Source organism: Halomicroarcula saliterrae (genome assembly GCF_031624395.1).
Classification (GTDB): domain Archaea; phylum Halobacteriota; class Halobacteria; order Halobacteriales; family Haloarculaceae; genus Haloarcula; species Haloarcula saliterrae.
The window spans coordinates 116,749-139,543 of the sequence record NZ_JAMQON010000004.1; the positions used below are offsets into that span (position 1 = coordinate 116,749).

The window sequence follows — 22,795 nt, forward strand, 5'->3', positions numbered from 1 at the left end:
GGGACTGTTGTCACGGGGACCGGCGCGACCACTCCTAAACCGTCCCCGGAGACAGTAGGTGCGTACTGAATGCCCGTCCGCATAAGCATCAACTGCGATATGGGCGAGAGCTTTGGGACGTACACCAAGGGCAGCGATGCCGAAGTCTGTCCATACATCACGGCGGCGAACATCGCCGCTGGGTTCCACGCGGGTGACCCGCACGTGATGCACGAGACAGTCGCAACCGCGGCCGCCGAGGGCGTCGATATCGGCGTCCATCCGGGGCTGCCGGACAAGCTCGGCTTCGGCCGGCGCGAGATCGATATCACGCCGACGGAGGCCAGAGAGTACGTGGTGTATCAAATCGGTGCGTTACGCGCCGTCGCGGCTACACAGGGGCTGGCGCTCACACACGTCAAACCACACGGCGCCCTGTACGCTATCCTCTCGGACAGCGAACAGCACGCCCGTGCCGTCCTCGAAGGTATCGTCGAGGTGGACCCGACGCTGACATACCTGGCCACGGATATACAGCTCTACGACCTCGCGACGGAGTCTCCCCTCGACGCGGTGTTCGAGGGGTATGTCGACCTCGACTACCGCGACGACCGGAGCGTCATCATCCCGAAGCGCAAAGAGGCACGTGACCCCACGGTCGTCGCCGACCGGTTCGTCGAGATCGCGACCGAGGGGACTGTCGAGTCCGTCTCAGGGACCACACTCGATATTCCGGCCGACAGCATCTGTATCCACGGGGACACGCCAAACGTCGTCGAAATCCTCGATGCGATACACCGGCGTCTCGACGGGACGGACATCGAACTGGTCTCGCTCACGACACAGACGTAGGCCCGTCCGGACGTGCCCAGTTCGCGAAGCGGTCAGGTGGGCAGTTCGGGCGCGTGCTCCGGCGGTCGGCGCGGGTCGACTGCCTGTTCGTAGCTGTAGGCGAGCGACAGCAGGCTCGACTCGCGAAACGGGGTTCCGAGTAACTCGACACCGACCGGGAGTCCGTCGTCGGTAAAGCCCGCCGGCATCGAGACGGCTGGACAGGACGACTGAGACCCGATAACCGTGTTGGTCGGATACGCCGCCGTATCGATTCCCGCCTGGAGGGTCGCTCGCGTCGGCGGGACGACCTGCACGTCGGGGAAGATCAACGCATCGAGGTCGTGCTCGGCGTGGACGTACCGTATCTCCCGCTGTAGTGCCTCCTGAGCCGCGACCTTCCGCCAGTACGACTCCGCCGCGGTCGGGTCCGCCGGACCGTCGGTGGCGATATCGGCAAACAGGTCGAGTTTGTCGTGATAGGCGTCCCGGTCGTACAGTTCCGTGACCGAGTCGACGGGGGCGTCGTCCCGGGCCGCGAAGAAGTCGTTGAGGTCGCGCTTGGACTGGAGGACGTACAGCGATGTCTCCCGGATTCGCTCGTCGAGGTCCGGTATCGTCACCGGGTCGACCAGCGTCGCGCCCGCGTCGGCGATTCGTTCGAGGGCCACCTCGACGACCGCGTTGACCGGCTCGGCGTCCGGATCGCCATCGTCGCCGAAGGCGTCCCGGAGGACGCCCAGACGGGCGCCCGACAGCGCGTCGGTATCCAGCTGGTCGAGGTAGTCAGCAGCCTGGGCCCGGTGGACAGCACCCGTCCACCGGTCCGCGGGGTCGTAGCCGACCATCACGTCCAGCAACCGCGTCATATCCGTGACAGTACGAGCCATCGGTCCCGCCGTATCCTGGCGCGTGACCAGGGGAGAGAGCCCCGTGCGGCTGATCAACCCGGTCGTCACCCTGATACCGAACAGGTTGCAACACGAGGCCGGCACGCGGACCGAGCCACCGGTGTCCTCGCCGACACCGACGGTCCCGAGGTTGGCCGCCACGCCGGCGCCGGTTCCGGCACTCGATCCACCCGGGTCGCGGTCGAGTGCGTACGGGTTCTTGGTCTCACCGAGAACGGAGGAGTAGCCAAACCAGGAGGCGGCCCAGTCGGGCAGGTTCGTCTTCGCCAGCACGATACCGCCGGCGTCCTTTATCCGTGCGACGAGTTCGGCGTCTTCGGTCGGCGTGTACTCGCTGAAGGCCTCGGACCCGAAAGAGGTCGGTATCCCGGCCGTTTCGGCCTGGTCCTTGACCAGCACGGGAATCCCGTGGAGTGGGCCCACCGGGCCGCTGGCCGCGAACTCGTCGTCGAGTGTCGCCGCCCGTGCTCTGGCGTCCGGGTTCACGGTGACGATCGCGGTCAGTTCGGGTCCGTCACGGTCGTACGCCGCGATGCGGTCGAGATACGTCTCGACGAGTTCCGCGCTCGTCAGTGTCCCCTCGTCCATCGCCCGATGTATCTCCCCGATAGTCGCTTCCGGGACCGAGAGGGGGCTACTCATGCCGGTTCCCCCAGGAGGGTATCTCGCGCTCGACGAACTCGCCGTAGCCGGCATCCTGAACGATTTCGCCGTCGTCGGCGACCAGTTCACCGCGCACGTAGGTCTGTTCGACCGTCCCGACCTCCCGGCCCTCGTAGACGGAGAAGTCCGCGATAGAGGCGTTGTCCGCGGGGTCGATCGGGCTGGTGCGAGTCGGGTCGAACACGACGATGTCCGCGTGTGTGCCCGGCGTAATCGTCCCCTTGTTCTCGAGCCCGAATATCCGGGCCGGGTTCGCGGCCAGTTTCCTGACGAGGAACGGGTAACTGAACTCGCGTTCCGACACGGCCTCGTCGTGAAACACCGGCAGACTCCGCTGCAACGAGTTCATCCCGTAGGTCCCCTCCCACCACGGGTAGACCTGTTTCTGTTCGGTCGTATAGCCGCAGTGGTCGGTCGAGACGACATCTATGGTGCCGCGGTCGAGATGTTCGAACATCGCTTCGTTGTCGTCCGGTTTTCGGAGAGGCGGGGCAGCCATCGGGAGGAGCCCGACCTCATCGAACAACGAATCGTCCGCGACGGTGTACTGGGTACACGTTTCGGCCCGTATCAGCTCCCCGTGGTCGTCGCGGTGCTCGGCGATAACGTCGGCCGCCTTTCGGCAGGTGGTGTGGATGCCGTAGTACCGGCAGCCGGCCTCCATCGCCATCGTGATCGCGTTGTCGGCGGCCATCGCCTCCGCGTAGTCCGGCCGCGATTTCGGATAGTACTCCGGTTCCCCGTTGTCGGCGGCTTTGAACCGGTCGGTGATGACCTCACAGACCGACGAGTCCTCCGTGTGGAGCACGGCGACGAGGTCGTAGTCCGCGGCCTCCTGTAACACCTCGTTGATGAACCCACTGGACAGGCCGAACTCGTAGGCCGTGAACATCTTTATCGAGGTTACGCCGCGCTCTATCACCTCGGGGAACTCCTCGAACACGGCGTAATCGTCGCGCGTGATCGCCCCGTGGAGGCTGTAGTCGATGAGCGTGTCGGCCGCCTTCTCCTGTTTGCGCTCGATGCCTTCGAGCAACGTACTCGGTTCGTCCCAGATGCTTCCCTCGCTGTCCCAGGCCTGCCAGGCGAAGTCGATGAAGGTCGTGGTCCCGCCCAGCGCCGCGGCCTTCGAGGCCGTCTCGTAGGTGTCGTTCGAGAACATGTCGTCCAGATGGACGTGGACGTCGACCGCACCGGGAAGGACCATCTTCCCCGACGCGTCGACTGTCGTCTCCGCGTCCGGCAGCGTCGACTGGTCACCGACGGCGACGATCTGCTCGCCGTCGATCGCGACGTCCGCCTCGACTGTTCCGTCCGGGTTGACGACGGTACCGTTCGTGATGACTGTATCGACCGTCATACCACGAACAGCAGTCGCCACACGGTATAGCTGTACAAAACCGCAACTCTTTCATAATAAGACTCTCCCTGTGCTAGTAGTATCCGTTTATATACTACAGGCAGTCGGAAATTTCGCGCCCTTTTTTACAACAATCGGTTCCGTCACGTCCGCCAACACAGTGGTTGCAAGGCGGCCGGAACCGGTGTCAACACGGCGGCACGGAACGTGAGAGCAGCCTCGGGAGCCAGCAGTCGACACCCCGAGCCGGGTCGACATACGTCCAGTCTGAACCGCAATGTCACCGCAAACTGACCGTACGTCAATCGCCCACGAGTTAGCGTATTAGGCACTCTAATGCCCATCTATTGTATAGACAGAACTATTATACGTCGAAATTCGACCAGTCCAAACGAAGTACGAGGAGACAACGCACATATGTCAAACCAAGATTTCGTCCAAGCGCCTCGAGACGGTCGCGGGACGTACCTCGAAAAAGTCACAGAGGCGTACGAGCGATACCAGGAGACGGGAGTCATCCACTACCCGGAGTGGCTCTACGGCCCGCCGAAAGGCGAGCTGTTTCGAGTCGAGGTAGAGGACTGCCCCGAGTTCGGTGAGACCGCCGAACTCGAGTTCGACTCGGGGCGCACGGCGTTCCTCTCGATAGACATGCAGCAGGACTTCTGTGGCTACGACGGCTACGTCGATACGATGGGGTACGACCTCGGTCAGACGCGCCGGGCTGTCGAACCGATCAAAGAGGTGCTCGAGACGGTCCGGCGGACCGAGATCGACGTCGTCCACACGCGGGAGGGCCACGACCCGCAGCTCGCGGACGCCCCGTTCAACAAGCTGCTGCGCAGCAAGATGGCGGGTGATGGCCACGGCATCGGGGAGACGCCGCCCGGCGGTGTCGGTCCGCTGCTGACGCGGGGCCACGAGAACTGGGACATCATCGACGAACTGGCCCCCGAAGCCGGCGAGCCGGTGGTCGACAAACCCACCAAAGGGGCGTTCGGAAACACCAACATCGACATGGTACTGAATCGGCTCGGAGCGACGCATCTCGTCATCGCCGGCATCACGACCGACGTCTGTGTGCACACGATAATGCGCGAAGCCAACGACCGCGGCTACTGGTGTACCCTTCTGAAGGACGCGACCGGCGCCACCGACCCCGGCAACCGGGACGCCGCCATCAAATCCGTCAAGATGCAGGGCGGGGTCTTCGGTTGGGTGTCGGACACAGAACGGTTCACCGAGGCCGTCGAATCGGCACTGGTATAACGGCCCCGAGTCCCGTTTTCTCTCTTCTACCGGCCACGCTGTGGATAACGGGCAAGCAGTCCCTCGCATCCCGCACAACCAGTAGCAGTCACATCCGGACGAACACTCCGTCGGAGCGCGACGAACGACCGTCTCCGGATTAAACGCCGTCGACTCTGGGACGACAGCAACCGCCGTCTGGGACGGGTCGAGTTGGTAGCGATACCGAAAAAAACGACCGCCGTCAGTCGTCGCTCGGTGACGTCGAGACCGATTGCTCGTAGGACTCGAACGTCGATCCCATCCGGTCGTCACCCAACACCCGCGTCCCTACCCGCATCGCGATGGGGTAGACGACTAGCGTCAGGATAAGGCCCAGTGCACCCGGTAGTGCTTCGGGGATGTTCTGATACGCGTAGTAATTGAGACCGACAGCCGCGAACAGCGCGACGAGGGCGGCCCAGTTGAAGTCCGCTGTGCGGACGTCGTCGTAGCCACGCGAGCGCAGCAGGAAGTAGTCGGCGATGACGATGCCCCCGATCGGTGGCACGACGATACCTATCAGGAGGAGCCAGCTCTGGAGCTGGGAGATGACCTCCGTGATCGCCGTCACGTACGCCGCGACGATGGCGATCAGGCCGGCGACGCGCCAGCTAACCAGGTCTGAGAGGTTGGTGTACGCCATCGTCGCCCCGTAGTTACAGGCGTCACACGTCGACCAGAGACTGACCACGGCCGCCGCGACGATGGGAACCGACCCCAGCACGCCGATCATCCCGAAGTAGGGGTTGAGCGAGGCCAGCGCGGCGGCACTCAGTGCCCCGACGAGCATCATCACCGTGTTGCAGATCAGGAAGGCGATGACCGTCGCGACGATAACCTGTTTCTTGTTCTCCGCGAACCGGACAATGTCGCCCGTCGCGGTGCCACTCACGGCGAACGTCCCCCACGTGAGTCCCACGCCGACGAGGAACGGAATCGACTCGCCGGGTGCCGGCTGACTCAGAATCGACGTCCCGGCGGGGATCACCTGTGCGAACAGGATGTATCCGACAAAGAGCAGCATAATCGGGATGACGAGCTTCTCGACGATCTCGGACATCGCGTCGACACCAAGCACTGCCGGAATCCCGAACGCGAGGACGACCAGAGTGATGAGGACGTACCAGTTCGGGTCGTAGGCCGCCCGAATCACGTCGGCGGCGAGCCACGCCTGGAACGCGTACCAGCCGTTGACGAGTATCCCGAGAACGGCGATGGGCAGTAACGCCCCTTTCCGACCGAACGCCTCTCTGACCTGTAACGGGAAATTGAGGCCCCCGTCGACGGCTGCGACACCGATGAGGGTCGCGTAGATGGCGAGGATGACGTTCCCGATGACGATGGCGTACAGCGCTTCGGGCATCCCCAGCCCCATGTATATCTGGCTCCCGATGAACGCGATGGAGTAGGCGATTGCGAACCCGATCCACACCGTCGCGGGTTTCCAGATGCCCTTGCGTTCACTGTCCGGCACCCGCTGGTCCGAATACTCGTCGCGCTCCGAGTCCTGTTTGAAGAATTCCCGTAATTTCTGTACGATTCCACTGCTGTCACCGGTTGTGGATGACATACATCGAAGCGTCTCGGAGAGATACTTAAACATTATCAGCCCATGAGTAATGATTCTTTGTAGCCCTGCGTGTTCTTGGTTGACAAAGTTGCGATATCGTCGCCGAAACCGGACGATTGGAAAGGGAAGTTCGGTCCGTGGCGAGCCGTCTATCTCGTCGCCGCGGTTCCGTTGCTATTCGTCCATTTATACGGCGTATAACTGGGCATATCAAACGGGATGGCGCTGGTGATTATATTTTACATATGGATACTACGAAGCGATAAAGTACCCGTCCGGAACTGCACACTGTCGTATACGATGAGACGACTGCCACGGCAGGCAATGGGTTCGGGAGACGGCAGATGAGTACGGTCGCGAAAGCGAGGGACACGATGGGTGTGCGCGACCTGCTCGACGCGTACGCAGCCGAAGAGCTAACGCCAAAAGAGGTCGTCCAGCGGGTCTACTACCGACTCGGGCAGGACGACACTAACGCGTGGATAGCGACCCGGAGTCAGGCCGCCGTACTCGAGGACGCCGCCGCGCTCGAGACGGCGTCTGTCGCCGACAAACCACTGTACGGAGTTCCGTTCGCGGTAAAGGACAATATCGACTACGAGGACCTACCGACGAGCGCTGGCTGTCCGGCGTACACCTACAAACCGGAGGAGAGCGCGACGGTCGTCGAGAAGCTCCTCGACGCCGGCGCGCTCCTGATCGGGAAGACGAACATGGACCAGTTCGCGACCGGTCTCGTCGGGACCCGGAGCCCGTACGGGACGTGCAAGAACGTCTACAATCCCGAGTATATCTCCGGCGGGTCTTCGAGTGGGTCGGCCGTCGCCGTTGCCCGGGGTCACGTGCCGTTCGCACTGGGGACGGACACGGCCGGGTCGGGCCGTATTCCGGCCGCACTGAACGGACTCGTCGGACTCAAACCGACCCGTGGGGTGCTCAGCAACGCCGGGGTCGTGCCCGGCTGTGCGAGCCTCTCGTGTATCTCCGTCCTCGCTCGAACCGTCGACGACGCCGCATGTGTCGAAGAAGTGGCGGCCGGGTTCGACTCGGCAGACCAGTACTCGCGGCGGTCGGCCGGGCTGTTCGACAGACGGCCCCGTGACGAGGCGGACCGCTGTATCGGCGTGCCCGAGCCGGCGCAACTGGAGTTTTTCGGCGACAGTGAATCCGAACAGCTGTTCGACGAGGCGGTCGAGACGCTCCGGTCGACGTTCGGCGCGGTCGAACGGGTCGACTTTTCCACCTTCGAGGAGGCGTCCGACCTGCTGTACAACGGACCGTGGGTCGCGGAGCGACTGACCACCGTCGGGGAGTTCATCAAGGAAAACCCCGACGACATCGACCTGACCGTCCGGGGTATCATCCGCGACGGCGAGATGTACTCCGCGTCGGACGCGTTCGACGCGTTCCATCGACTGGAACGACTTCGGAAGGACGCGTCGGCCATCTTCGAGACCATCGACGCGCTCGTCGTACCGACACTGGGCACGATTTACACCATCGAAGGAGAGCAGCTGAACCCGATCGAGATCAACAGCCAGCTCGGTTACTACACGAACTTCGTCAACCTGATCGATCTCTCGGCCGTCTCTGTACCGGTCGGACAGTACGAACAGGGACCGACGTTCAGTATCAGTATCGTCGGCGAAGCGTTCGAGGACGCCGCCATCACCTCGATCGCAGAGGCCGTCCACACACCCGATTTCACCGACTGACCCGACATGGAAGACGACTCACTCACGATCTCCCGGCTCCGAAGCGAGTACAGCACTGGCGACAGAACCCCCGAACAGACCGTCGAGACCGTATTCGACCGCATACGAGCCGACGAGACGAACGCGTGGATCACGGTTCGGGACAGAGAAGCCGTGCTGGCGGACGCTGAGGCGCTCGATGCACCCGCCGACCAGCCGCTGTACGGCGTCCCGTTCGCGGTGAAAGACAACATCGACGTCGCCGGTCTGCCGACGACTGCCGCCTGTCCCGCGTACGCGTACGAGCCCGAAGCAAGCGCGACGGTCGTCGAGAAGCTCCTCGACGCCGGCGCGCTCCTGATCGGGAAGACGAACATGGACCAGTTCGCGACCGGACTGGTCGGGACACGGAGTCCCTACGGTGTCTGTCGGAACGTCCACAATCCGGCGTACATCAGCGGCGGGTCGAGCGCTGGCTCGGCCGTCGCAGTCGCTCGGGACCACGTGGCCTTCGCGCTCGGGACGGACACAGCCGGCTCCGGCCGTGTCCCGGCCGCCTGTAACGGCATCGTCGGGCTCAAACCCACCCGTGGAACGGTGAGTACCGATGGCGTGGTCCCCGCCTGTGCCAGTCTGGACTGTGTCTCGGTTTTCACCGACGCCTGTTCGGAGGCGCTGCGAGTGGAATCCGTGATTGCCGGCTTCGATTCGGCCGACCCGTATTCGCGCCGGCTGGCTGCTGACACCCAGTTCGATCCGCCGACCCAGGACCCGGACGCGGTCACCGTCGGCCTTCCCGAGACGACGGGACTGGAGTTTTTCGGTGATACCGAAGCGGAGCGGATGTTCGACCGGGTGTGTGAGACGGTCACTGCGGGGTTCGGCGAGTCCGTCAGGGTCGACTTCGATCCGTTCGTCGAAACCGCCGAGTTACTGTACGGGGGGCCGTGGCTCGCAGAGCGACTCGAAGCGATCGAGACGTTCGTCGAAACACACGCCGACGCCATGAACCCCATCGTCGAACGGATCGTCACCGAGGGTCGCCGGTACACCGCTATCGATACCTTCCGGGCGCTGCACGAACTGGAACGGCTCAAACGAGCCAGTGCACGTGTGTTCGACGACATAGACGTACTCGTCACGCCGACAGTCGGGACCATCTACACGATCGAGGAGGTCCGCGAGCAACCGATGGAACGGAACGCCGACCTCGGATACTACACCGATTACGTGAACCTACTCGACTTGTCTGCGGTCGCGGTGCCGGTCGGCCAGTACGACGACGGGCCCGGCTTCGGCGTGACTGTGCTCGGTGAGGCCGGCGATGACCCCCTCGTGGCCGCGGTCGGCGAACAGCTCCGGTCGATGGCCGCTACGGAGACGGCGACACCAGCGACCTCGACCGATTGACCGACCGGAAACCGCGCTACGACGGAACGCGACCTCCCCGCCGTCGCCCTCGCGCCGGTGCGTGAGCAGCGACGTAGCTGCGTCCGATATATACCCGACTATGTAGACCACGGAGCCGGACGTGACGTTCCAACGGGACATATAGCAATCATATAACCGCTTATGCACACCTGATTGTCCTTTCAGGATGTCATGGAAGATAGACGCGTTTCCCGGCGAACTGCGCTCACAGGCTCCGCGGCCGCGGTCGCGACCGCGCTGGCCGGCTGTTCGGGTATCCTGGGCGGGGGCGGACAGGGCGGTGGAGAGACGTACGAGGTCGGCTACGGCGACTCACAGACGACCGTGAACTCGGCGAACTTCCCGACCGACGAGAAGCTGTACGTCTACGCCGTCCAGTCGGGCTGGATGAACTGGCCCTCCGTGATGGCAGCCTTCAAACAGCAGTACGGCGTCGAGCTCAACGACGACGACCGCTCGTCCGGTGAGGCGCTGAAGGACGCGCGGTCACACGCGCAGAACCCGACACACTCGGCGTTCAACGGCGGCTACAGCTACGCGATTCAGGCGATGCGGGACGGGCTCACACAGACGTACAAACCCGCCAACTGGGACAAGGTCCCGGACAACGCCAAAACCGAGAACGGTCACTGTACCGGCACCCGGAAAGTGACGACGGCGCTCACCTACCGGAAGGACCTCTACGACGAGCGCGGGCTCGACGAGCCGGAGACGTGGGAGGACCTGCTCCACCCCGACATCATGAAAGACCTCGCGCTCCAGACGCCACAGGCGGCTGTCGGGCTCGCGGCAGCGCTGTCCATCAACAACGCTCGCGGCGGGAGTCTCGACGACGTCCAGCCGGTAATCGACTACTACAACCGGATTCAGGAGGGCGGTGCGGAGTACACCGATAACTTCCTCGCACAGTTCACGCGCGGGGAGTACGCGTCGTTCATCCGGTACGACTACTCCGGTCTCGACCTGAAATACAACAACGACGACGTGGCCGAGGAGGACGTCGGTGTCGCCCTGCTCAGCGGCGAGAACGGGAACGAGGGCGCGTTCAACGCCCTCTATGGCTACGCGATGCTCGCGAACGCGCCGAACCCCGGTGCGGTGAAGCTGTTCATGGACTACGTGCTCTCCATCGAGGGCCAGCAGCATTTCCTCGACGCCTACGCTCGGCCCATCCGCGCCTCGGAGATGGATATGCCCGACGAGTTCCCCGACCAGAGCACGTACGACCGAACGGAGTTCACCGTCGACCAGACGGCGTTGAACGACAAACAGCAGAGCATCATTCAGGACATCACGCGCGGTGCCGGTCTGTAAGCGATGACCGCCGAGATAGAACCAACAGCGAACACTCCCTGGGTTCGGGTTCGGGCGACCGTCGAGGCGCTGGTCCGGCCGACCTCCGAGCGCGAGCGAGAGCGGCGGCGAATCGTCGCGCTCTGTCTCCCGTTCCTGACACTGCTGTCGGTCTCGGGAATCGTGCCGCTCGCGGAGATGCTCCGGATGAGCGTCTCCGAGAAGCGCCTCGTCACGGCGGGATTCACGCTGTTTCACTACGAGCAGTTGGTCACCGACCCGTACTACCGGACCATCGCGTTCAACACGCTCTGGTTCGCCGTGGCGACGACGGTCGCGTCGGTCGCGGTCGCCATCCCGGTCGCACACGCACTGGAGAAGTACGAGCTCCCCGGGAAGCCGATTCTGCTGACCGTCCTCTCCTTCCCGAACAGCCTGCCCGGCATCGTCGCGGCGTTCATGATAATCGTCCTGCTGGGGAACACCGGTATCGTCACGAACGTCTTCGCCGTGCTGTCGGGGCGAGCACCGACCGAGCTGGCGACGGCGACCGGCGTCGCGGGGCTGTTCTTCGCGTACCTCTACTCGATGATTCCACGCGCGTTACTGCTGTTGCGCGGGACGTACGCCGAAGTGAACACCGACGCGGAGGAAGCCGCTCGGAGTCTCGGTGCGACACCGTTCGAGACGTTCCGCTACGTGACGTTCCAGCAGATCAAACCCGGAGTCATCGGCGCTGTAATCCTCGTGTTCCGGACGGCGCTGGCTATCTTCGGGACGATTCTGATTCTGAAGAGCCTGCTCGTCTGGACGCTCCAGATAAACCGAGAGCTCGGGGCGGGGAACGGGTTCAACATCGCGGGCGCGTCGGCGATGGCGACGGTCTGGTTCGCCTGTGTCTTCGGGTTCACGCTGCTCGCGATTCGCTACACGAGCGCCGAGGTGAGCATCTGATGGCGGGCCGGTTCCGGGGACGGAGCCTCTCGGCGCGCTTCGGTCGCCCGTTCGTGCTGTTCGTGTTCGGGCTGGCGCTGCTCTTTCTCACGCTCCCCGTCGTGCTCACGTTCGCTGGGTCGTTCGCGACCCAGTGGGTCGGGCCGCTTCCGAGCGGCCCGCCGACGCTCGACCACTGGGAAGACGTGACGATGGGAACGGAGGTCGGTGCGGACGTCGCCGTGGGCTCGTCCCTGATCTACAGCGCGGGGCTCGCCTTCGGCGGAGTCCTTATCAATCTGGTCGTCGGCGTCCCCATCGCGTACGCCATCGCCCGCTACGACTTTGTCGGTCGCGACTGGGTCAACGTCTTCGCTATCCTCCCGCTGGCGCCCGGAATCATCCTCGGTATCGCGTTCCTTCGCTCGTACCCGAACCTCTCGACGTCCGGCGTCGCGCTCGTCATCGGCTACTCGCTGTTGAAAGCGCCGTACATGGTCATGGCCGTCCAGTCGAGCTTCCAGTCGATGGACCTCCAGCAGCTAGAGGAGAGCGCACGCTCGCTCGGGGCGTCCTGGCCGCGGGCGTTTCTGACCGTCATCGTCCCGAACGCGAAAGCGGGCATCGTCGCCGGCTCGATTATCTCGTGGACGCTCGCCGCGGCGGAGTTCAACTTCTCCTACATCGTCTACTCGCGTGGGACCCCGCCGCTGTCGATATTCCTCTTCAACAACATCACCAACGCCTCGTTCCTGAACGCGGCCGCAGCGGTGTCCGTGTTCTTCCTGTTGATAGCGCTCGTGACCATCTCGCTCCAGCTGGTCGGGACTCGCGGCGCGAGACGGAGGGCCTGATTCGTGACCACTGTCTCACTCCACCACCTCACCAAACGGTACGACGAAACGCTCGCCGTCGACGACGTCTCGCTGACGATCGACGACGGTGAAACGATGGGCGTTGTCGGTCCCTCGGGCTGTGGAAAGACGACGCTGCTCCGGCTCGTCGCCGGGTTCGAGACCGCCACCGAAGGAACGATTCAGTACGACGCCGAGGACGTCACGCACGTCCCGCCAGAGAACCGGAACGTCGGGCTCGTGTTCCAGTCGTACGCCCTGTTCAACAACATGAGCGTCTTGCAGAACGTCACCTTCGGGCCGAAGATGCACGGCGTGGACACCGACGAGCGGCGGGACCGCGCCCACGAGCTCCTCGACATGCTCGACATCGAAGCGCTGGCCGACCGCGACCCGCAGACGCTCTCGGGCGGGCAACAACAGCGTGTCGGCCTCGCGCGAGCGCTCGCTATCGAGCCGCGGCTCCTCCTGCTCGACGAGCCGATGACCGGGCTGGACGCGAAGCTGAAACAGACGCTCCGGACGGAACTCGGCGCGTTGCTCGACGAGCTCGGCGTAACGACGCTGTACGTCACACACGACCAGGAACAGGCGATGGAGATGTGTGACCGACTCGTCGTGATGAACGACGGCGACGTCGAACAGATCGGCACGCCGACGGCGGTGTACGAACAGCCCGCAAACGAGTTCGTCGCGGATTTCGTCGGCACGTCGAATCGGCTCCCCGGGACGGTCCGGAACGGTACTATCGACATCGGACACGCGCGCCTCGACGCGCCGACGGGGACACCGGACGGGGAGGTCACGGTCGTCGCCCGCCCCGAGGCGTTCACCGTCGACGGGGGACCGGTCGAGGCGACGATAGAGAACCGGTTCTACGTCGGTGAACACGTCCGTGCGACGGCGCGAACACCGGACGGGCGCGAGTTGACGCTCCGGTTCGACCCTGACGGCGTTCCCGAAGACACAGAGGTATCACTCTCCGTCGACCGCGAGCGACTGCACGTCCTGACACAGTGACCGCCCACAGCGCTGTCGGTCCGTTGCTCGCCCGGCTGGCTCGGCCACGCACCGAGAACCGACACCGACTCGCCGTTATCGCCGACCCGCACGTGACCGAGGGCACTGGGACCTGGAAGGTCGCCCATCGGAGCGAAGCACGGTTCGAGCGCGCCTGCGACTTCGCCAACAGCTGTGATATGGCTGTCCTCCTGGGCGACCTCACCGGGGACGGCCGGGCGGACAGCTTCGAGCGTGTCGAGAGCTGCCTCTCGGAACTGTCGGTGCCACGGGTCGCCGTTCCGGGGAACCACGATGTGCCGAAAGCGTTCGACGAGCACTCGGGGATTCCCGTGTCGGCGTTCGCGGAGCGGTACACGCCCGGGCTTCCGTTCACGTGGAAGCTCGGAGGGGTGACGCTCGTCGGTATCGATACGGCGACCGACCGGACCGGGGCGCTCCGTGATACGTGGGGTGGTCGGGTGGGTGCAACAACCCGCCGGTGGCTCAGCGACACGCTGCCGGGGCTCGAACAGCCGATCGTCCTGCTGCATCACAACCTCGGTTCGCTGCCGGAGAACCCGGGCGGGAACTGGGCGAACTTCCCGGTCGACGACGCGAGGGAGACGAGGGAGATACTGGTCGCCAACGACGTAGCGCTCGTCTTGAGTGCGCACCATCACGTGCCCGCCGTCCTCGACCACCGGGGTCCGAAGGAGGTCATCGCACCGGCGGTCTGTTCCTATCCACAGGCGATGCTGGATATCCGGATCGGACCGAGCGGCACCGACGTTCGGCTCGCGCCGCTGGCCGATGCGACGGCGGTCGCCGAGGCCCGTCGGCACGCCCGACGGGGCAAGCCCCTCGCGGTCGGAATCCTGGAGTCTATCGACCGTCGGCTCGGTGATCTCCCGCTGGAGACGCGCGGGTGAGCGACAGGCTGACCGGTCGCGGTCACGGGGACCGAAGCCGTATCGTCACAGCGCCTACGACGTACACGTCACCGTCACCGACCGCGTCCGCGGGCCGTCACAGTCGACGAGAAGCACGGACTGCCAGGTCCCGAGCGCGAGCGCTCCCTCCCTGACCGGCACAGAGACGCTCTCGTCCAGCAGCAGCGTCCGGAGATGGGAGTCGGCGTTGCCGTCGAGTTCGTCGTGGGCGTAGCCGTCCGCGTCGGGAACGAGGCGTTCGAGATACCCCTCGATATCACCGAGCAGGCGCTGTTCTGCCTCGTTGACCACGACGCCGGCCGTGGTGTGCTCGACGAAGACGGTACAGAGGCCGCTGTCGAACTCCGCTGGGACGGCACGCTCGACCTCGGCGGTGATGTCGACGACGTCGAGGCGGTCGGTGGTCTCGATCTGGATCGGCATACCGAACCGTTCGGCGGGCTCGGACAAGAACGTCACCGGACTGGGACCGCCCACTGGCTCCGGTGGTCACGACCGTTCGATGACGGTACCGGCCTCGCCGACGGCCACGTCGGTCTCGCCCAGAGCGACGTCGTGGAGGACGACTTCGACCGTCGTCTCGACGGGTTTCCACACCTCCTTCGGGCGCTGTTCGAAGGCATTGCCGCCGGCGCCGACGACGATGTCGCGCTCGTCGGTCACGTCGATGGCTCGCAACAGCCCCTCGCCGGCCTGAACGGGCGTCCAGTTCCGGCAGGGGCGGTCGTATCGGTACACCAGGCCGCCGCCGGCGGCGACGAAGACGGCGCCGTCGTGGGCGGCCACGTCGAAGAAGTTTACCTGGGCGTTCCGGATGCCGATGTCGGTCCACTCCTCGCCGTCCGTGAGAAAGACGTTGCCGCTCGTGTCGATAGCGTAGCAGTTGCCGTTACCGAACGAGAGGGCGGTGATAGTCGACCCGGAACCGGGTTTGACGACGTCACCGAAGGTCGCACAGCCCTCGCCGTCGACGGTGGCGTCCATCACCTCGCCGGAACCGTTGGCGGCGTAGAGGCGTTCGTCGCCGGCCTCACCGGCGACGGCGACGGTCTCCCAGGTGCTCGTCTTCTCCTTGGGGGCGGAGTAGTCGTACTTCTGTCTGGTCGGGATGTCGTACCGACCCAGCGCGCCGCTGGAGCCACAGAACCAGACGCTCTTGCCGTCGTCGGAGACGTCGACGTCGGTGAGCTTGTTCCGGCGAGCGGCGGGCCCGCCGTCGATGACGACCTCCCAGCTGTCCTCGAAGCGGGCGATGACGTTGCCGCTGCCGCCGACGGCGACCGGACCGGCGACGGTCATCACCACGCCGGTCAGCGTCTTCTCGGTCGGTGAGTCGACCGCCGCCCAGCCGGTGTCGGTGTCGGTCTCGTCGTCGGACTCGCTGCCGAACATCAGCGCTCACCCCCGAGGTCGTGTCGCCGGTGGGACGCCGTCGGTACCACAGTCAGGCCGTGTCTGTCGTGTATCATGAGGTCGAAGAGGGAGGTGTCTCGAAGCGGGTCGCTGTCGGTCATCACGGTCCCACGGCGGCCTTGTGCTCCTGGTAGAGGACGCCGATGAACGCGGCGAAGGGTATCAGGCCGAAGACGGTGAGTCCGAGGCCGAGCTGGAGCAGCGGGCCGAGCGACGTGTTCAACAGGATGTAGCCGGTGACGGCCGCACCCGTGCCGATGAACGACAGCGCGCTGGTGAGCGCGAGCCCGAAGCTGAGCTTGCGCATCCGCCACGGGAGGTTCTCGGACTTGCGGACCATCTGGATGAGCACCGCGATTGGCGGGATGGTCAGCGCGACGAGCTGGAGCACAGAGAGCGCGATGGCCTCGTTCATACTAGCATCCCCGTGATGGCGAAGGCGACCGCCGAGATGAGCCAGCTGACGAGACCGACACCGGCCGCGGTGGGCTTGTCGATGTCGTCGAGCAACAGCAACACGCCGACCCAGGAGGCGGGCGCGACGAGCCGGCCCAGCAGGGGAATCCAGCCGAGCAGGAAGGTCCCGAGGCCGCCGATAGCGAAGCCGGCCAGCGCGATAGCGACGGCGCGCTCGTAGGACGGGGTGGCGCCGGTCGGCCCCAGCGGGACCAGGTAGTAGATGGCCGGACCGATAGCGAGGAAGGCGAGGACGACCGCGGTGATGGTCTGGCTAAGGAGCATCGCCGGGCACCTCCGTTTCGTCGGGCAGGTCGCCGGCCGAGTCGTCGGGGCCGCGCCGCGTGGCCCGGTCGTCGAACAGTTCGGGCGCGTCGTCGGTGGTGGTCAACTGCTGGTCGATGCGACTGTCGGCGCCAACCGGCCGGAACTGGCCGGGTGGCGCCACGTCGAGCGGCCGGCGGGGGACCCACTTGTCCCTCGCCGAAGCCGCGTCACTGGTGTGGTCGTGCATAGCGATATCACTGGCGGCGAACCGCCACACTGCGGACGGGGCTCGAACCCGTCGTCGGCCTGAGTACCGACCGCAGCTACTCCTCGCGTCGCCGCCGGAACCACGCCCACTCGCGTGGGAGTCGCCCGTGCCGGCCGAGGTCCCACGGGTCGTCGTCGGCGGGCGGGCCGCGGGCGGAGACGACCACGTTCCAGAGCCAGAACAGCTGGGCCACGCCGAGCACGAACGCCCCGACCGTCGCGACCGTCTGGAGGGGCGCGAACCGGGCGGGGTAGGTCGCCATCCGCCGGGGGAGGGCCGCATACCCCAGCCCGAGCATGGCGCCGAAGGTGAGGAGCGTCCCGAGCGTGCTCAGCCAGAAGTGGGTCCGGGCGAGCAGTGGGTCACAGCGCGAGCCGGTCAGCAGCGGGAACCAGTAGTAGCCGGCCGCAAAGAGGGCGTAGACGATGGTTCCGACGAGGACGAAGTGGAAGTGCGCGACGACGTAGTAGGTGTCGTGGAGCACGAGGTCGACGGGAATGGCGGCGAGGAACACGCCGGTGACACCGCCGACGACGAAGAAGCCGACCGCGCCGAGACAGAACAGCATCGGACCGGTCAGCCGGATGGCGCCGTTCCACAGCGTCGTGATCCAGTTGAACGTCTTGACCGCGCTCGGGACGGCGATGGCCAGCGAGACGGCCATAAAGGACGCCGAGAGCCGAGGGTCGAGCCCCGTCGTGAACATGTGATGGGCCCAGACGCCGAAGGAGAGGACGCCGATGGCCAGCGTCGAGTAGACGACGTACCGGAAGCCAAAGAGCCGCCGCCCGCAGAACTTCGGCAGGACGTAGCTGATGATGCCCATCGACGGCAGGACGAGGATGTACACCTCCGGATGGCCGAAAAACCAGAACAGGTGTTGCCAGAGAATCGGGCTGCCGCCGCCGACGGCGAAAAACACCGTCCCGACGTTGCGGTCCGCGAGCAACATCAGGATAGCGCTGCCAAGCACCGGGAACGCGAACAGCACCAGCCCGGCGGTCGTGAGTATCGACCAGGAGAACACCGAGAGCCGGTGCCAGCCGACCGACCGCTCGAAGCAGATGGTGACGATGAGGTTGACCGAGCTCGCGATGGTGCTGACCCCGCTCAGGTGGAGGCCGACGAGCACGAGGTCGATGCCAACGTTTGGCTTCTCGACGGCCATAGGCGGGTAGAACGTCCACCCGGTCCCCGGCGGGTCGACCGGCAGCCCCAGCATGCCGAGGATGATGCCCGAACGGGCGAGCAACAGCGCCGGCGGGAGCAGCCAGAAGGCGACCGCGTTGACCCGCGGGAACGCCATGTCGTCGGCCCCGACGAGGGCCGGCACGACCAGGTTCGCGAAGCCGAAGGCCGCGGGCGTCGCGAAGAAGAACAGCATCGTCAGCCCGTGGGTCGTGAAGAAGGCGGCGTAGGTCGACGGGCCCCAGACACCCGCCGCCGGCGAGAGCAGCTCGGTCCGGATGGCCATCCCGTCGGTCGCGCCCCAGAGCCCGGCGACGGTCGCGAACGCGAGGTAGAGCCGGCCGATGTCGGCGTGGTCGAGCGTCGTCAGCCACCGTCTGAGGTCGTCGGGAACGGCGGCCGTCGCGGCCGGGCTCATAGATAGCAGGCCCGGACGTACTCGCGCAGGCCGACCGCGCCGACGGTCGTCGCGGCGCCGAAGGCGAGTGTCGGGCTCGCGCCGTAGAGAACGCCGCCGATAGCGGGCGCGACCACGACCATCGCGTCACGGACTGTCCGGGTCGTCGCCGGGAGCGTCCGGCCTGCCGTGTCGGGAACGGCGTCAGCGAGGAGCCGCTGTCGGGCGGCGACCGCGCCGAACCGCGTGCCATAGAGGGCAAAGAGGACGACGAAAGAGGTGAACTCGGGCGCGACGCCGACCAGCAACAGGGGGAAGGTCGCAGAGACGAACAGCCCCCAGATGGCGAGGGGTTTCGAGCCCAGCCACCGTTCGAGCGCGTCGCCGAACCGGTAGCTCGCGGCGCCGACGACCAGTTCGGTCGAGAGCAAGAGCCCGAAGGCGGCCGCCGAGCCGAGCTGTGCGCCGGCGACCGTCAGCGACGGGTCAAGTGTCGTCGTCACGGTGACGACGACGAACACCGACACCGCGGCGGGGGCCATCGTCACCAGCGTCGAGCCGAAGACGAGCGCGCGGGCGCCGGCCGGGACCGCCCGAACGGCCGCCACGAGCCGGCCCGGAACGAGGTGTGGCTTCGGAACCGCGGTCGGCAGGGACGGGAGCCCGATGGCCCCTACGGCGTCGAGTCGTGGGGGGTCCTCGACGACGGCGGCGACTGTCACGGCGACGCCGAAGGTGGTCGCGAGCGCCATCGCGACCCGGAGGCCGGCGAGGACGGTCCCGGCCGCGAGCACGACTGTCACGACCAGCATCCCGAATATAGCGACCCCTGAGCGGCCGTCGACGGGCGTGAGGTGGTAGCCGGAGTAGCCCCGTTCGGTCACGGACCGACCGAGTCGGTCCGCCGAGTCGGCACACCACGGACCGACGAGCACGGTCCCGGCGACGAGTAACACGGCCGCGCCGCCGACGGCTCCCGCGACCGTCCAGCAGAAGAGGCCGAGCGCGGCGAGCCCGGCGGCGAGCCACCTGGAGGGGCCGCCGCTCCGCCGCGCGCCCAGCCGACTGACCGCGATGCCGACGCTCCCGAACAGGCCGATGGCGACGGGCGACGTGCCGAGCAGCCGCAGGTACTCCGGCGCGTACCGGACGCTGGCGTAGACGAGCGCGTCGAAGACGACGGCGGCGCCGACCGTCGGCCCGACCGCGCGGTCGGTGTCGAGCTGCGAGAGCGACGCGCCGACGGCGCGGAGCTGCCGGCGCGAGGACGCGGCCCCGGCGCGGAGCCGCGAGAGTGAGGCGTCGAGCACGGGCGTCACCGGCCCCCGCCGTCGCGGAATCGATGCAGGACCCACCGAAGCGGGCCGGACCCGTCGTCCGTGTCGTCCAGATACTCCTCGTCGAGGCGCTCGCGGGTCAACCGCCAGGCCTCGCTGGCGGCCACGACGAGGGCGGTCAGGGCCATGAACCAGCGCCGGACGGTCCCGCCGAGCTGCTCGCGGGCCGGGGCCGAACACCGCCGGAAGTGACCGTTCCATATCCAGACCGCGCGTGCGAGGACGAGCGCACCGGCGCCCAGCCCGACGGCGACGGCGAGTGCACGGGTCAGCGCACCCACCACGGTGTCGACGCGTCGGGCCAGCCCCTCGCGTCCGTACACCAGATAGGCCTGAGCGAGGAACACCGGGGTGAACACCGCGTTCAGCGCCAGCGTGTAGCTGTCGGGGACGGTCCCGCCGACGGTTCCGGTCGGGGGCGCGATGGTGAGACCGACCAGATAGTGGGCGGCGATACCGGCGACGAAGGCCGCCGCGGTGAGCGACACGGTCAGGACGGCCGCCATCCGGGCACCGTAGTACCGCCGGTAGACGTTCACCAGCGGCGGGATGAGCAGGTCGGCGTAGATGAACGACAGGACGGCCCCGAAGGGGAGCCCGTTCGTCCAGAGGACGAGCGCGAACGGGACGTTCCCGACCGAACACATGAACGTGACCACGCCGATGCCGACGGCCAGCGCCGTCGCCGCGACGACGCCGCCGACGGTCGCTTCCGCCGGGAACAGCGCCGCCCACCAGGCCGCCGGAATCAGGGCGCCGGCCAGCCCGGCGACGACGAAGCCGACGGCGATGTCGTCCCACAGCATCTCCCAGTCTTTCATGCTGGCCCGGGCGGCGCTCTTCCAGCCCTCGGGCGAGGCGAGGTGCTCTCGCCACCCGACGGTCTCGTCGGTTCGGGCCTCGTAGACGCGTTGACAGCCGCCACAGCAGAAGTGCTCGACGCCCGTCTCGCTCTCGACGCGCAGGGCGTCGTCCGCCTCGGGGTCCATCTCGGCGTCACAGCCGCCACAGGTGATACCGTCGGCGGCGCGGGCGTGCTCGCGGGCGGTCTCGACCCACGCCTCCGGGACGAGATACTTGAATATCGCCGCCAGCACGAGGACGGCGACGATGCCGCCGAAGTACTCGCCGACGACGAACTGCCAGCCCAGCAGGACGAACATGACCAGCCCGAGCTCGACGACGAGGTCGGTGCTCGCGAACATGAACACGCCGAGGCTCGCGGCGCCGGAGGCCCCCTTCTTGAACAGGGTCTTGGTCGTGCCGACGGCGGAGTACGAGCAACTGGAGGAGGCCGCACCGAGGACGCCCGCGAGACCCAGTTGCTCCCAGCCGTCGTCGCCGAGCGCCCGCTGCATCCGCTCTTCGCTGACGAACGCCTCGACGGCGCCCGAGAGCGCGAAGCCAAGGACGAGCGCCCACCAGGTGTCCCAGACCATCTCGCCGACCAGCGTCACCAGCCGGACGAACGCTTCGAGAACCATCACGACTCGACACCGAAGCCGGTGGCCGCGATGGCCTCGCGGACGACCGGGACGGCGTCCGGGTCGGCGTGGACCACGACGGTCCCGCTGTCGGCGTCGGCCGAGGCGCGGCTGACGCCCGGCACGTCGACGACCGCCGCCGCCACCAGCTGCTCGCAGTTCGCACACACCATCCCGTCGACCGCCAGCTCGGTCCGGCCGTACTCCGAGCCGGTCATGCGAACCGCTCCATGACCGTGTTGTTCGCCCCGACGGCCACGTCGGAGTAGGTGTCCCGCCCGAGCGTGACGCCGTGGATAGTCGCCGAGGTGGGCGAGTCCTGTTGCTCCCAGCCGTTTCTGTCCAATTCGTAGACGACGCCGTCGACGCCGGCGGCGACTCCGTGTGCCTCCCAGGAGTCGACGGCGTGGAGCGCCGACTCGGTCGAGGCGAGGTCGAGCCAGTTGTAGCCCGTGAACAGGCGGACGGTGCCGCCGTCGGTCACGACGGTCGCGAGGCCCCGCTCGGTGGCCGAGAGGTCGTGGACCGTGTCGTCCAGCCCGGGCCCGACCGCCGTCCAGTCGTCGCCCGTCGTGCGGTAGATGCCGCCGCCGGTGTCGGTGAGGAAGCCGGTGCCGCCGGCGAAATCGAGCGCGGTCGCGCTCTCGCCGCCGGTGGGTTTGCTCACCTGGCCCCACTGGACCGAATCGGGCCCGACCCGCCCGGAGAGCAGCTCCCCGGAGCCGTTGACGAGGTGGACGCGCTCGGAGCCGGTCCGGCCCGTCACGGCGACGGCCTCCCAGCTGCTGGTCTTGCCCAGCGGCGCGGAGAAGTCGACGAGCGAGCCACTGGCCGTGTCGTACTGGACGAGCGCGCCGCTGGAGCCCGCGGCCCACAGCCGACGGGCGTCGTCGGTGACGTCGACGGCGGTCAGTGTCGTCTGGTTCCCGTTCGGGCCGTCGGCGACGACCCCGCGCCACTCGGCGTCGGTCCGGGCGACGATGCGCCCGGCCTCCCCGACGGCGTGTGGGCCGGCGTCCGTCATCGCCACGTCGTAGAGCGCGCCGCTGCCGGGGACGCTGGCCTCGACCCAGCCGTGGGGGGTGTTCTGTCCCCCACAGCCGGCGAGCGCGCCCAGCGCCGCGAGCCCGCCCGCGGCGAGAAACTGTCGCCGCGTCGGCGTTCGGTCCCGGTCGCCTGCCGTCGCCGTCCGCTCGGCGTGTGATGGATCCATACTATATCCTC

23 protein-coding genes are annotated in these 22,795 nt (G+C 66.5%); 9 read left to right on the forward strand and 14 right to left on the reverse strand.

Features of this window, described 5'->3' with window-relative positions; all coding sequences use genetic code 11:
• Positions 1-69: 69 nt before the first annotated feature.
• Positions 70-831: a LamB/YcsF family protein gene (locus tag NDI56_RS14325; protein WP_310920286.1), complete on the forward strand. Its 762-nt coding sequence runs from the start codon at positions 70-72 to the stop codon at positions 829-831.
• Between the two features lie 32 nt (positions 832-863).
• Here NDI56_RS14325 and NDI56_RS14330 read toward each other — a convergent pair whose 3' ends face one another.
• Positions 864-2,363 (reverse strand): amidase, encoded by a 1,500-nt coding sequence (locus tag NDI56_RS14330; protein WP_310920287.1) that lies wholly within the window; start codon positions 2,361-2,363, stop codon positions 864-866.
• Positions 2,356-3,744, reverse strand: a complete 1,389-nt coding sequence (locus tag NDI56_RS14335; protein ID WP_310920288.1) for a dihydroorotase — start codon at positions 3,742-3,744, stop codon at positions 2,356-2,358. Before NDI56_RS14335 ends, NDI56_RS14330 begins: the two co-directional genes overlap by 8 nt.
• A 417-nt stretch (positions 3,745-4,161) precedes the next feature.
• Between NDI56_RS14335 and NDI56_RS14340 the strand changes: the two genes are divergently transcribed.
• A complete protein-coding gene (locus NDI56_RS14340; RefSeq protein ID WP_310920289.1) occupies positions 4,162-5,013 on the forward strand; it encodes a cysteine hydrolase family protein in 852 nt (283 codons plus the stop codon).
• Positions 5,014-5,236: 223 nt separating this feature from the next.
• Here the strand turns inward: NDI56_RS14340 and NDI56_RS14345 are convergent, their stop codons facing one another.
• Positions 5,237-6,604 (reverse strand): purine-cytosine permease family protein, encoded by a 1,368-nt coding sequence (locus NDI56_RS14345; protein ID WP_310920291.1) that lies wholly within the window; start codon positions 6,602-6,604, stop codon positions 5,237-5,239.
• Positions 6,605-6,948: 344 nt separating this feature from the next.
• Here NDI56_RS14345 and atzF (NDI56_RS14350) point away from each other — a divergent pair, with 344 nt between their 5' ends.
• The 7 genes from atzF (NDI56_RS14350) to NDI56_RS14380 all read left to right on the forward strand — a co-directional run bounded on the left by atzF (NDI56_RS14350) (position 6,949) and on the right by NDI56_RS14380 (position 14,740).
• Positions 6,949-8,319 carry an allophanate hydrolase gene (gene atzF, locus NDI56_RS14350; protein WP_310920292.1) on the forward strand — a complete coding sequence of 457 codons (1,371 nt, stop codon included), beginning with the start codon at positions 6,949-6,951 and terminating at the stop codon, positions 8,317-8,319.
• Positions 8,320-8,325: 6 nt separating this feature from the next.
• Positions 8,326-9,708 carry an allophanate hydrolase gene (atzF, locus tag NDI56_RS14355; protein ID WP_310920294.1) on the forward strand — a complete coding sequence of 461 codons (1,383 nt, stop codon included), beginning with the start codon at positions 8,326-8,328 and terminating at the stop codon, positions 9,706-9,708.
• A 192-nt stretch (positions 9,709-9,900) separates the two neighbouring features.
• Positions 9,901-11,043, forward strand: coding sequence for an extracellular solute-binding protein (locus tag NDI56_RS14360; RefSeq protein WP_310920296.1), 1,143 nt, complete (start codon positions 9,901-9,903; stop codon positions 11,041-11,043).
• A 3-nt stretch (positions 11,044-11,046) separates the two neighbouring features.
• Positions 11,047-11,976, forward strand: a complete 930-nt coding sequence (locus NDI56_RS14365; RefSeq protein ID WP_310920298.1) for an ABC transporter permease — start codon at positions 11,047-11,049, stop codon at positions 11,974-11,976.
• The gene (locus NDI56_RS14370) at positions 11,976-12,809 is read left to right on the forward strand and encodes an ABC transporter permease (RefSeq protein ID WP_310920300.1); all 834 of its coding nucleotides are present in this window, start codon (positions 11,976-11,978) and stop codon (positions 12,807-12,809) included. Before NDI56_RS14365 ends, NDI56_RS14370 begins: the two co-directional genes overlap by 1 nt.
• Before the next feature lie 3 nt (positions 12,810-12,812).
• On the forward strand, positions 12,813-13,829 hold the full coding sequence (locus tag NDI56_RS14375) for an ABC transporter ATP-binding protein (RefSeq protein WP_310920301.1): 1,017 nt from the start codon (positions 12,813-12,815) through the stop codon (positions 13,827-13,829).
• The gene (locus tag NDI56_RS14380; protein ID WP_310920302.1) at positions 13,826-14,740 is read left to right on the forward strand and encodes a metallophosphoesterase family protein; all 915 of its coding nucleotides are present in this window, start codon (positions 13,826-13,828) and stop codon (positions 14,738-14,740) included. Before NDI56_RS14375 ends, NDI56_RS14380 begins: the two co-directional genes overlap by 4 nt.
• 54 nt (positions 14,741-14,794) lie before the next feature.
• Here the strand turns inward: NDI56_RS14380 and NDI56_RS14385 are convergent, their stop codons facing one another.
• The 11 genes from NDI56_RS14385 to NDI56_RS14435 all read right to left on the reverse strand — a co-directional run bounded on the left by NDI56_RS14385 (position 14,795) and on the right by NDI56_RS14435 (position 22,784).
• Positions 14,795-15,184 carry a secondary thiamine-phosphate synthase enzyme YjbQ gene (locus NDI56_RS14385; protein WP_310920303.1) on the reverse strand — a complete coding sequence of 130 codons (390 nt, stop codon included), beginning with the start codon at positions 15,182-15,184 and terminating at the stop codon, positions 14,795-14,797.
• A 66-nt stretch (positions 15,185-15,250) separates the two neighbouring features.
• Positions 15,251-16,153: a WD40/YVTN/BNR-like repeat-containing protein gene (locus NDI56_RS14390; RefSeq protein WP_310920304.1), complete on the reverse strand. Its 903-nt coding sequence runs from the start codon at positions 16,151-16,153 to the stop codon at positions 15,251-15,253.
• Positions 16,153-16,275, reverse strand: coding sequence for a hypothetical protein (locus NDI56_RS14395; RefSeq protein WP_310920305.1), 123 nt, complete (start codon positions 16,273-16,275; stop codon positions 16,153-16,155). The genes NDI56_RS14390 and NDI56_RS14395 overlap by 1 nt, the downstream gene beginning before the upstream one ends.
• On the reverse strand, positions 16,275-16,589 hold the full coding sequence (locus NDI56_RS14400) for a hypothetical protein (RefSeq protein WP_310920306.1): 315 nt from the start codon (positions 16,587-16,589) through the stop codon (positions 16,275-16,277). Before NDI56_RS14400 ends, NDI56_RS14395 begins: the two co-directional genes overlap by 1 nt.
• Positions 16,586-16,915: a hypothetical protein gene (locus NDI56_RS14405; RefSeq protein ID WP_310920307.1), complete on the reverse strand. Its 330-nt coding sequence runs from the start codon at positions 16,913-16,915 to the stop codon at positions 16,586-16,588. The genes NDI56_RS14400 and NDI56_RS14405 overlap by 4 nt, the downstream gene beginning before the upstream one ends.
• Positions 16,905-17,144, reverse strand: a complete 240-nt coding sequence (locus NDI56_RS14410; RefSeq protein ID WP_310920308.1) for a hypothetical protein — start codon at positions 17,142-17,144, stop codon at positions 16,905-16,907. Before NDI56_RS14410 ends, NDI56_RS14405 begins: the two co-directional genes overlap by 11 nt.
• A gap of 76 nt (positions 17,145-17,220) precedes the next feature.
• Positions 17,221-18,771 carry a cbb3-type cytochrome c oxidase subunit I gene (locus NDI56_RS14415; protein WP_310920309.1) on the reverse strand — a complete coding sequence of 517 codons (1,551 nt, stop codon included), beginning with the start codon at positions 18,769-18,771 and terminating at the stop codon, positions 17,221-17,223.
• On the reverse strand, positions 18,768-20,069 hold the full coding sequence (locus NDI56_RS14420) for an MFS transporter (protein WP_310920310.1): 1,302 nt from the start codon (positions 20,067-20,069) through the stop codon (positions 18,768-18,770). The genes NDI56_RS14415 and NDI56_RS14420 overlap by 4 nt, the downstream gene beginning before the upstream one ends.
• The gene (locus NDI56_RS14425; protein ID WP_310920311.1) at positions 20,066-21,571 is read right to left on the reverse strand and encodes a permease; all 1,506 of its coding nucleotides are present in this window, start codon (positions 21,569-21,571) and stop codon (positions 20,066-20,068) included. The genes NDI56_RS14420 and NDI56_RS14425 overlap by 4 nt, the downstream gene beginning before the upstream one ends.
• On the reverse strand, positions 21,571-21,789 hold the full coding sequence (locus NDI56_RS14430) for a heavy-metal-associated domain-containing protein (protein ID WP_310920312.1): 219 nt from the start codon (positions 21,787-21,789) through the stop codon (positions 21,571-21,573). Before NDI56_RS14430 ends, NDI56_RS14425 begins: the two co-directional genes overlap by 1 nt.
• Positions 21,786-22,784, reverse strand: coding sequence for a beta propeller repeat protein (locus NDI56_RS14435; protein ID WP_310920313.1), 999 nt, complete (start codon positions 22,782-22,784; stop codon positions 21,786-21,788). Before NDI56_RS14435 ends, NDI56_RS14430 begins: the two co-directional genes overlap by 4 nt.
• Between the last annotated feature and the right edge of the window lie 11 nt (positions 22,785-22,795).

What these genes read in the sequence shown, in the direction of transcription:
- NDI56_RS14360 (WP_310920296.1), top strand. Translation starts at nt 9,901, where the DNA reads ATGGAAGATAGACGCGTTTCCCGGCGAACTGCGCTCACAGGCTCCGCG.
- NDI56_RS14365 (WP_310920298.1), top strand. Translation starts at nt 11,047, where the DNA reads ATGACCGCCGAGATAGAACCAACAGCGAACACTCCCTGGGTTCGGGTT.
- NDI56_RS14395 (WP_310920305.1), bottom strand. Translation starts at nt 16,275, where the DNA reads ATGACCGACAGCGACCCGCTTCGAGACACCTCCCTCTTCGACCTCATG.
- NDI56_RS14390 (WP_310920304.1), bottom strand. Translation starts at nt 16,153, where the DNA reads ATGTTCGGCAGCGAGTCCGACGACGAGACCGACACCGACACCGGCTGG.
- NDI56_RS14430 (WP_310920312.1), bottom strand. Translation starts at nt 21,789, where the DNA reads ATGACCGGCTCGGAGTACGGCCGGACCGAGCTGGCGGTCGACGGGATG.
- NDI56_RS14415 (WP_310920309.1), bottom strand. Translation starts at nt 18,771, where the DNA reads ATGAGCCCGGCCGCGACGGCCGCCGTTCCCGACGACCTCAGACGGTGG.
- NDI56_RS14385 (WP_310920303.1), bottom strand. Translation starts at nt 15,184, where the DNA reads ATGCCGATCCAGATCGAGACCACCGACCGCCTCGACGTCGTCGACATC.
- NDI56_RS14345 (WP_310920291.1), bottom strand. Translation starts at nt 6,604, where the DNA reads ATGTCATCCACAACCGGTGACAGCAGTGGAATCGTACAGAAATTACGG.
- NDI56_RS14340 (WP_310920289.1), top strand. Translation starts at nt 4,162, where the DNA reads ATGTCAAACCAAGATTTCGTCCAAGCGCCTCGAGACGGTCGCGGGACG.
- NDI56_RS14400 (WP_310920306.1), bottom strand. Translation starts at nt 16,589, where the DNA reads ATGAACGAGGCCATCGCGCTCTCTGTGCTCCAGCTCGTCGCGCTGACC.
- NDI56_RS14335 (WP_310920288.1), bottom strand. Translation starts at nt 3,744, where the DNA reads ATGACGGTCGATACAGTCATCACGAACGGTACCGTCGTCAACCCGGAC.
- NDI56_RS14410 (WP_310920308.1), bottom strand. Translation starts at nt 17,144, where the DNA reads ATGCACGACCACACCAGTGACGCGGCTTCGGCGAGGGACAAGTGGGTC.
- NDI56_RS14405 (WP_310920307.1), bottom strand. Translation starts at nt 16,915, where the DNA reads ATGCTCCTTAGCCAGACCATCACCGCGGTCGTCCTCGCCTTCCTCGCT.
- atzF (WP_310920294.1), top strand. Translation starts at nt 8,326, where the DNA reads ATGGAAGACGACTCACTCACGATCTCCCGGCTCCGAAGCGAGTACAGC.
- NDI56_RS14425 (WP_310920311.1), bottom strand. Translation starts at nt 21,571, where the DNA reads ATGGTTCTCGAAGCGTTCGTCCGGCTGGTGACGCTGGTCGGCGAGATG.
- NDI56_RS14330 (WP_310920287.1), bottom strand. Translation starts at nt 2,363, where the DNA reads ATGAGTAGCCCCCTCTCGGTCCCGGAAGCGACTATCGGGGAGATACAT.
- atzF (WP_310920292.1), top strand. Translation starts at nt 6,949, where the DNA reads ATGAGTACGGTCGCGAAAGCGAGGGACACGATGGGTGTGCGCGACCTG.
- NDI56_RS14370 (WP_310920300.1), top strand. Translation starts at nt 11,976, where the DNA reads ATGGCGGGCCGGTTCCGGGGACGGAGCCTCTCGGCGCGCTTCGGTCGC.
- NDI56_RS14435 (WP_310920313.1), bottom strand. Translation starts at nt 22,784, where the DNA reads ATGGATCCATCACACGCCGAGCGGACGGCGACGGCAGGCGACCGGGAC.
- NDI56_RS14325 (WP_310920286.1), top strand. Translation starts at nt 70, where the DNA reads ATGCCCGTCCGCATAAGCATCAACTGCGATATGGGCGAGAGCTTTGGG.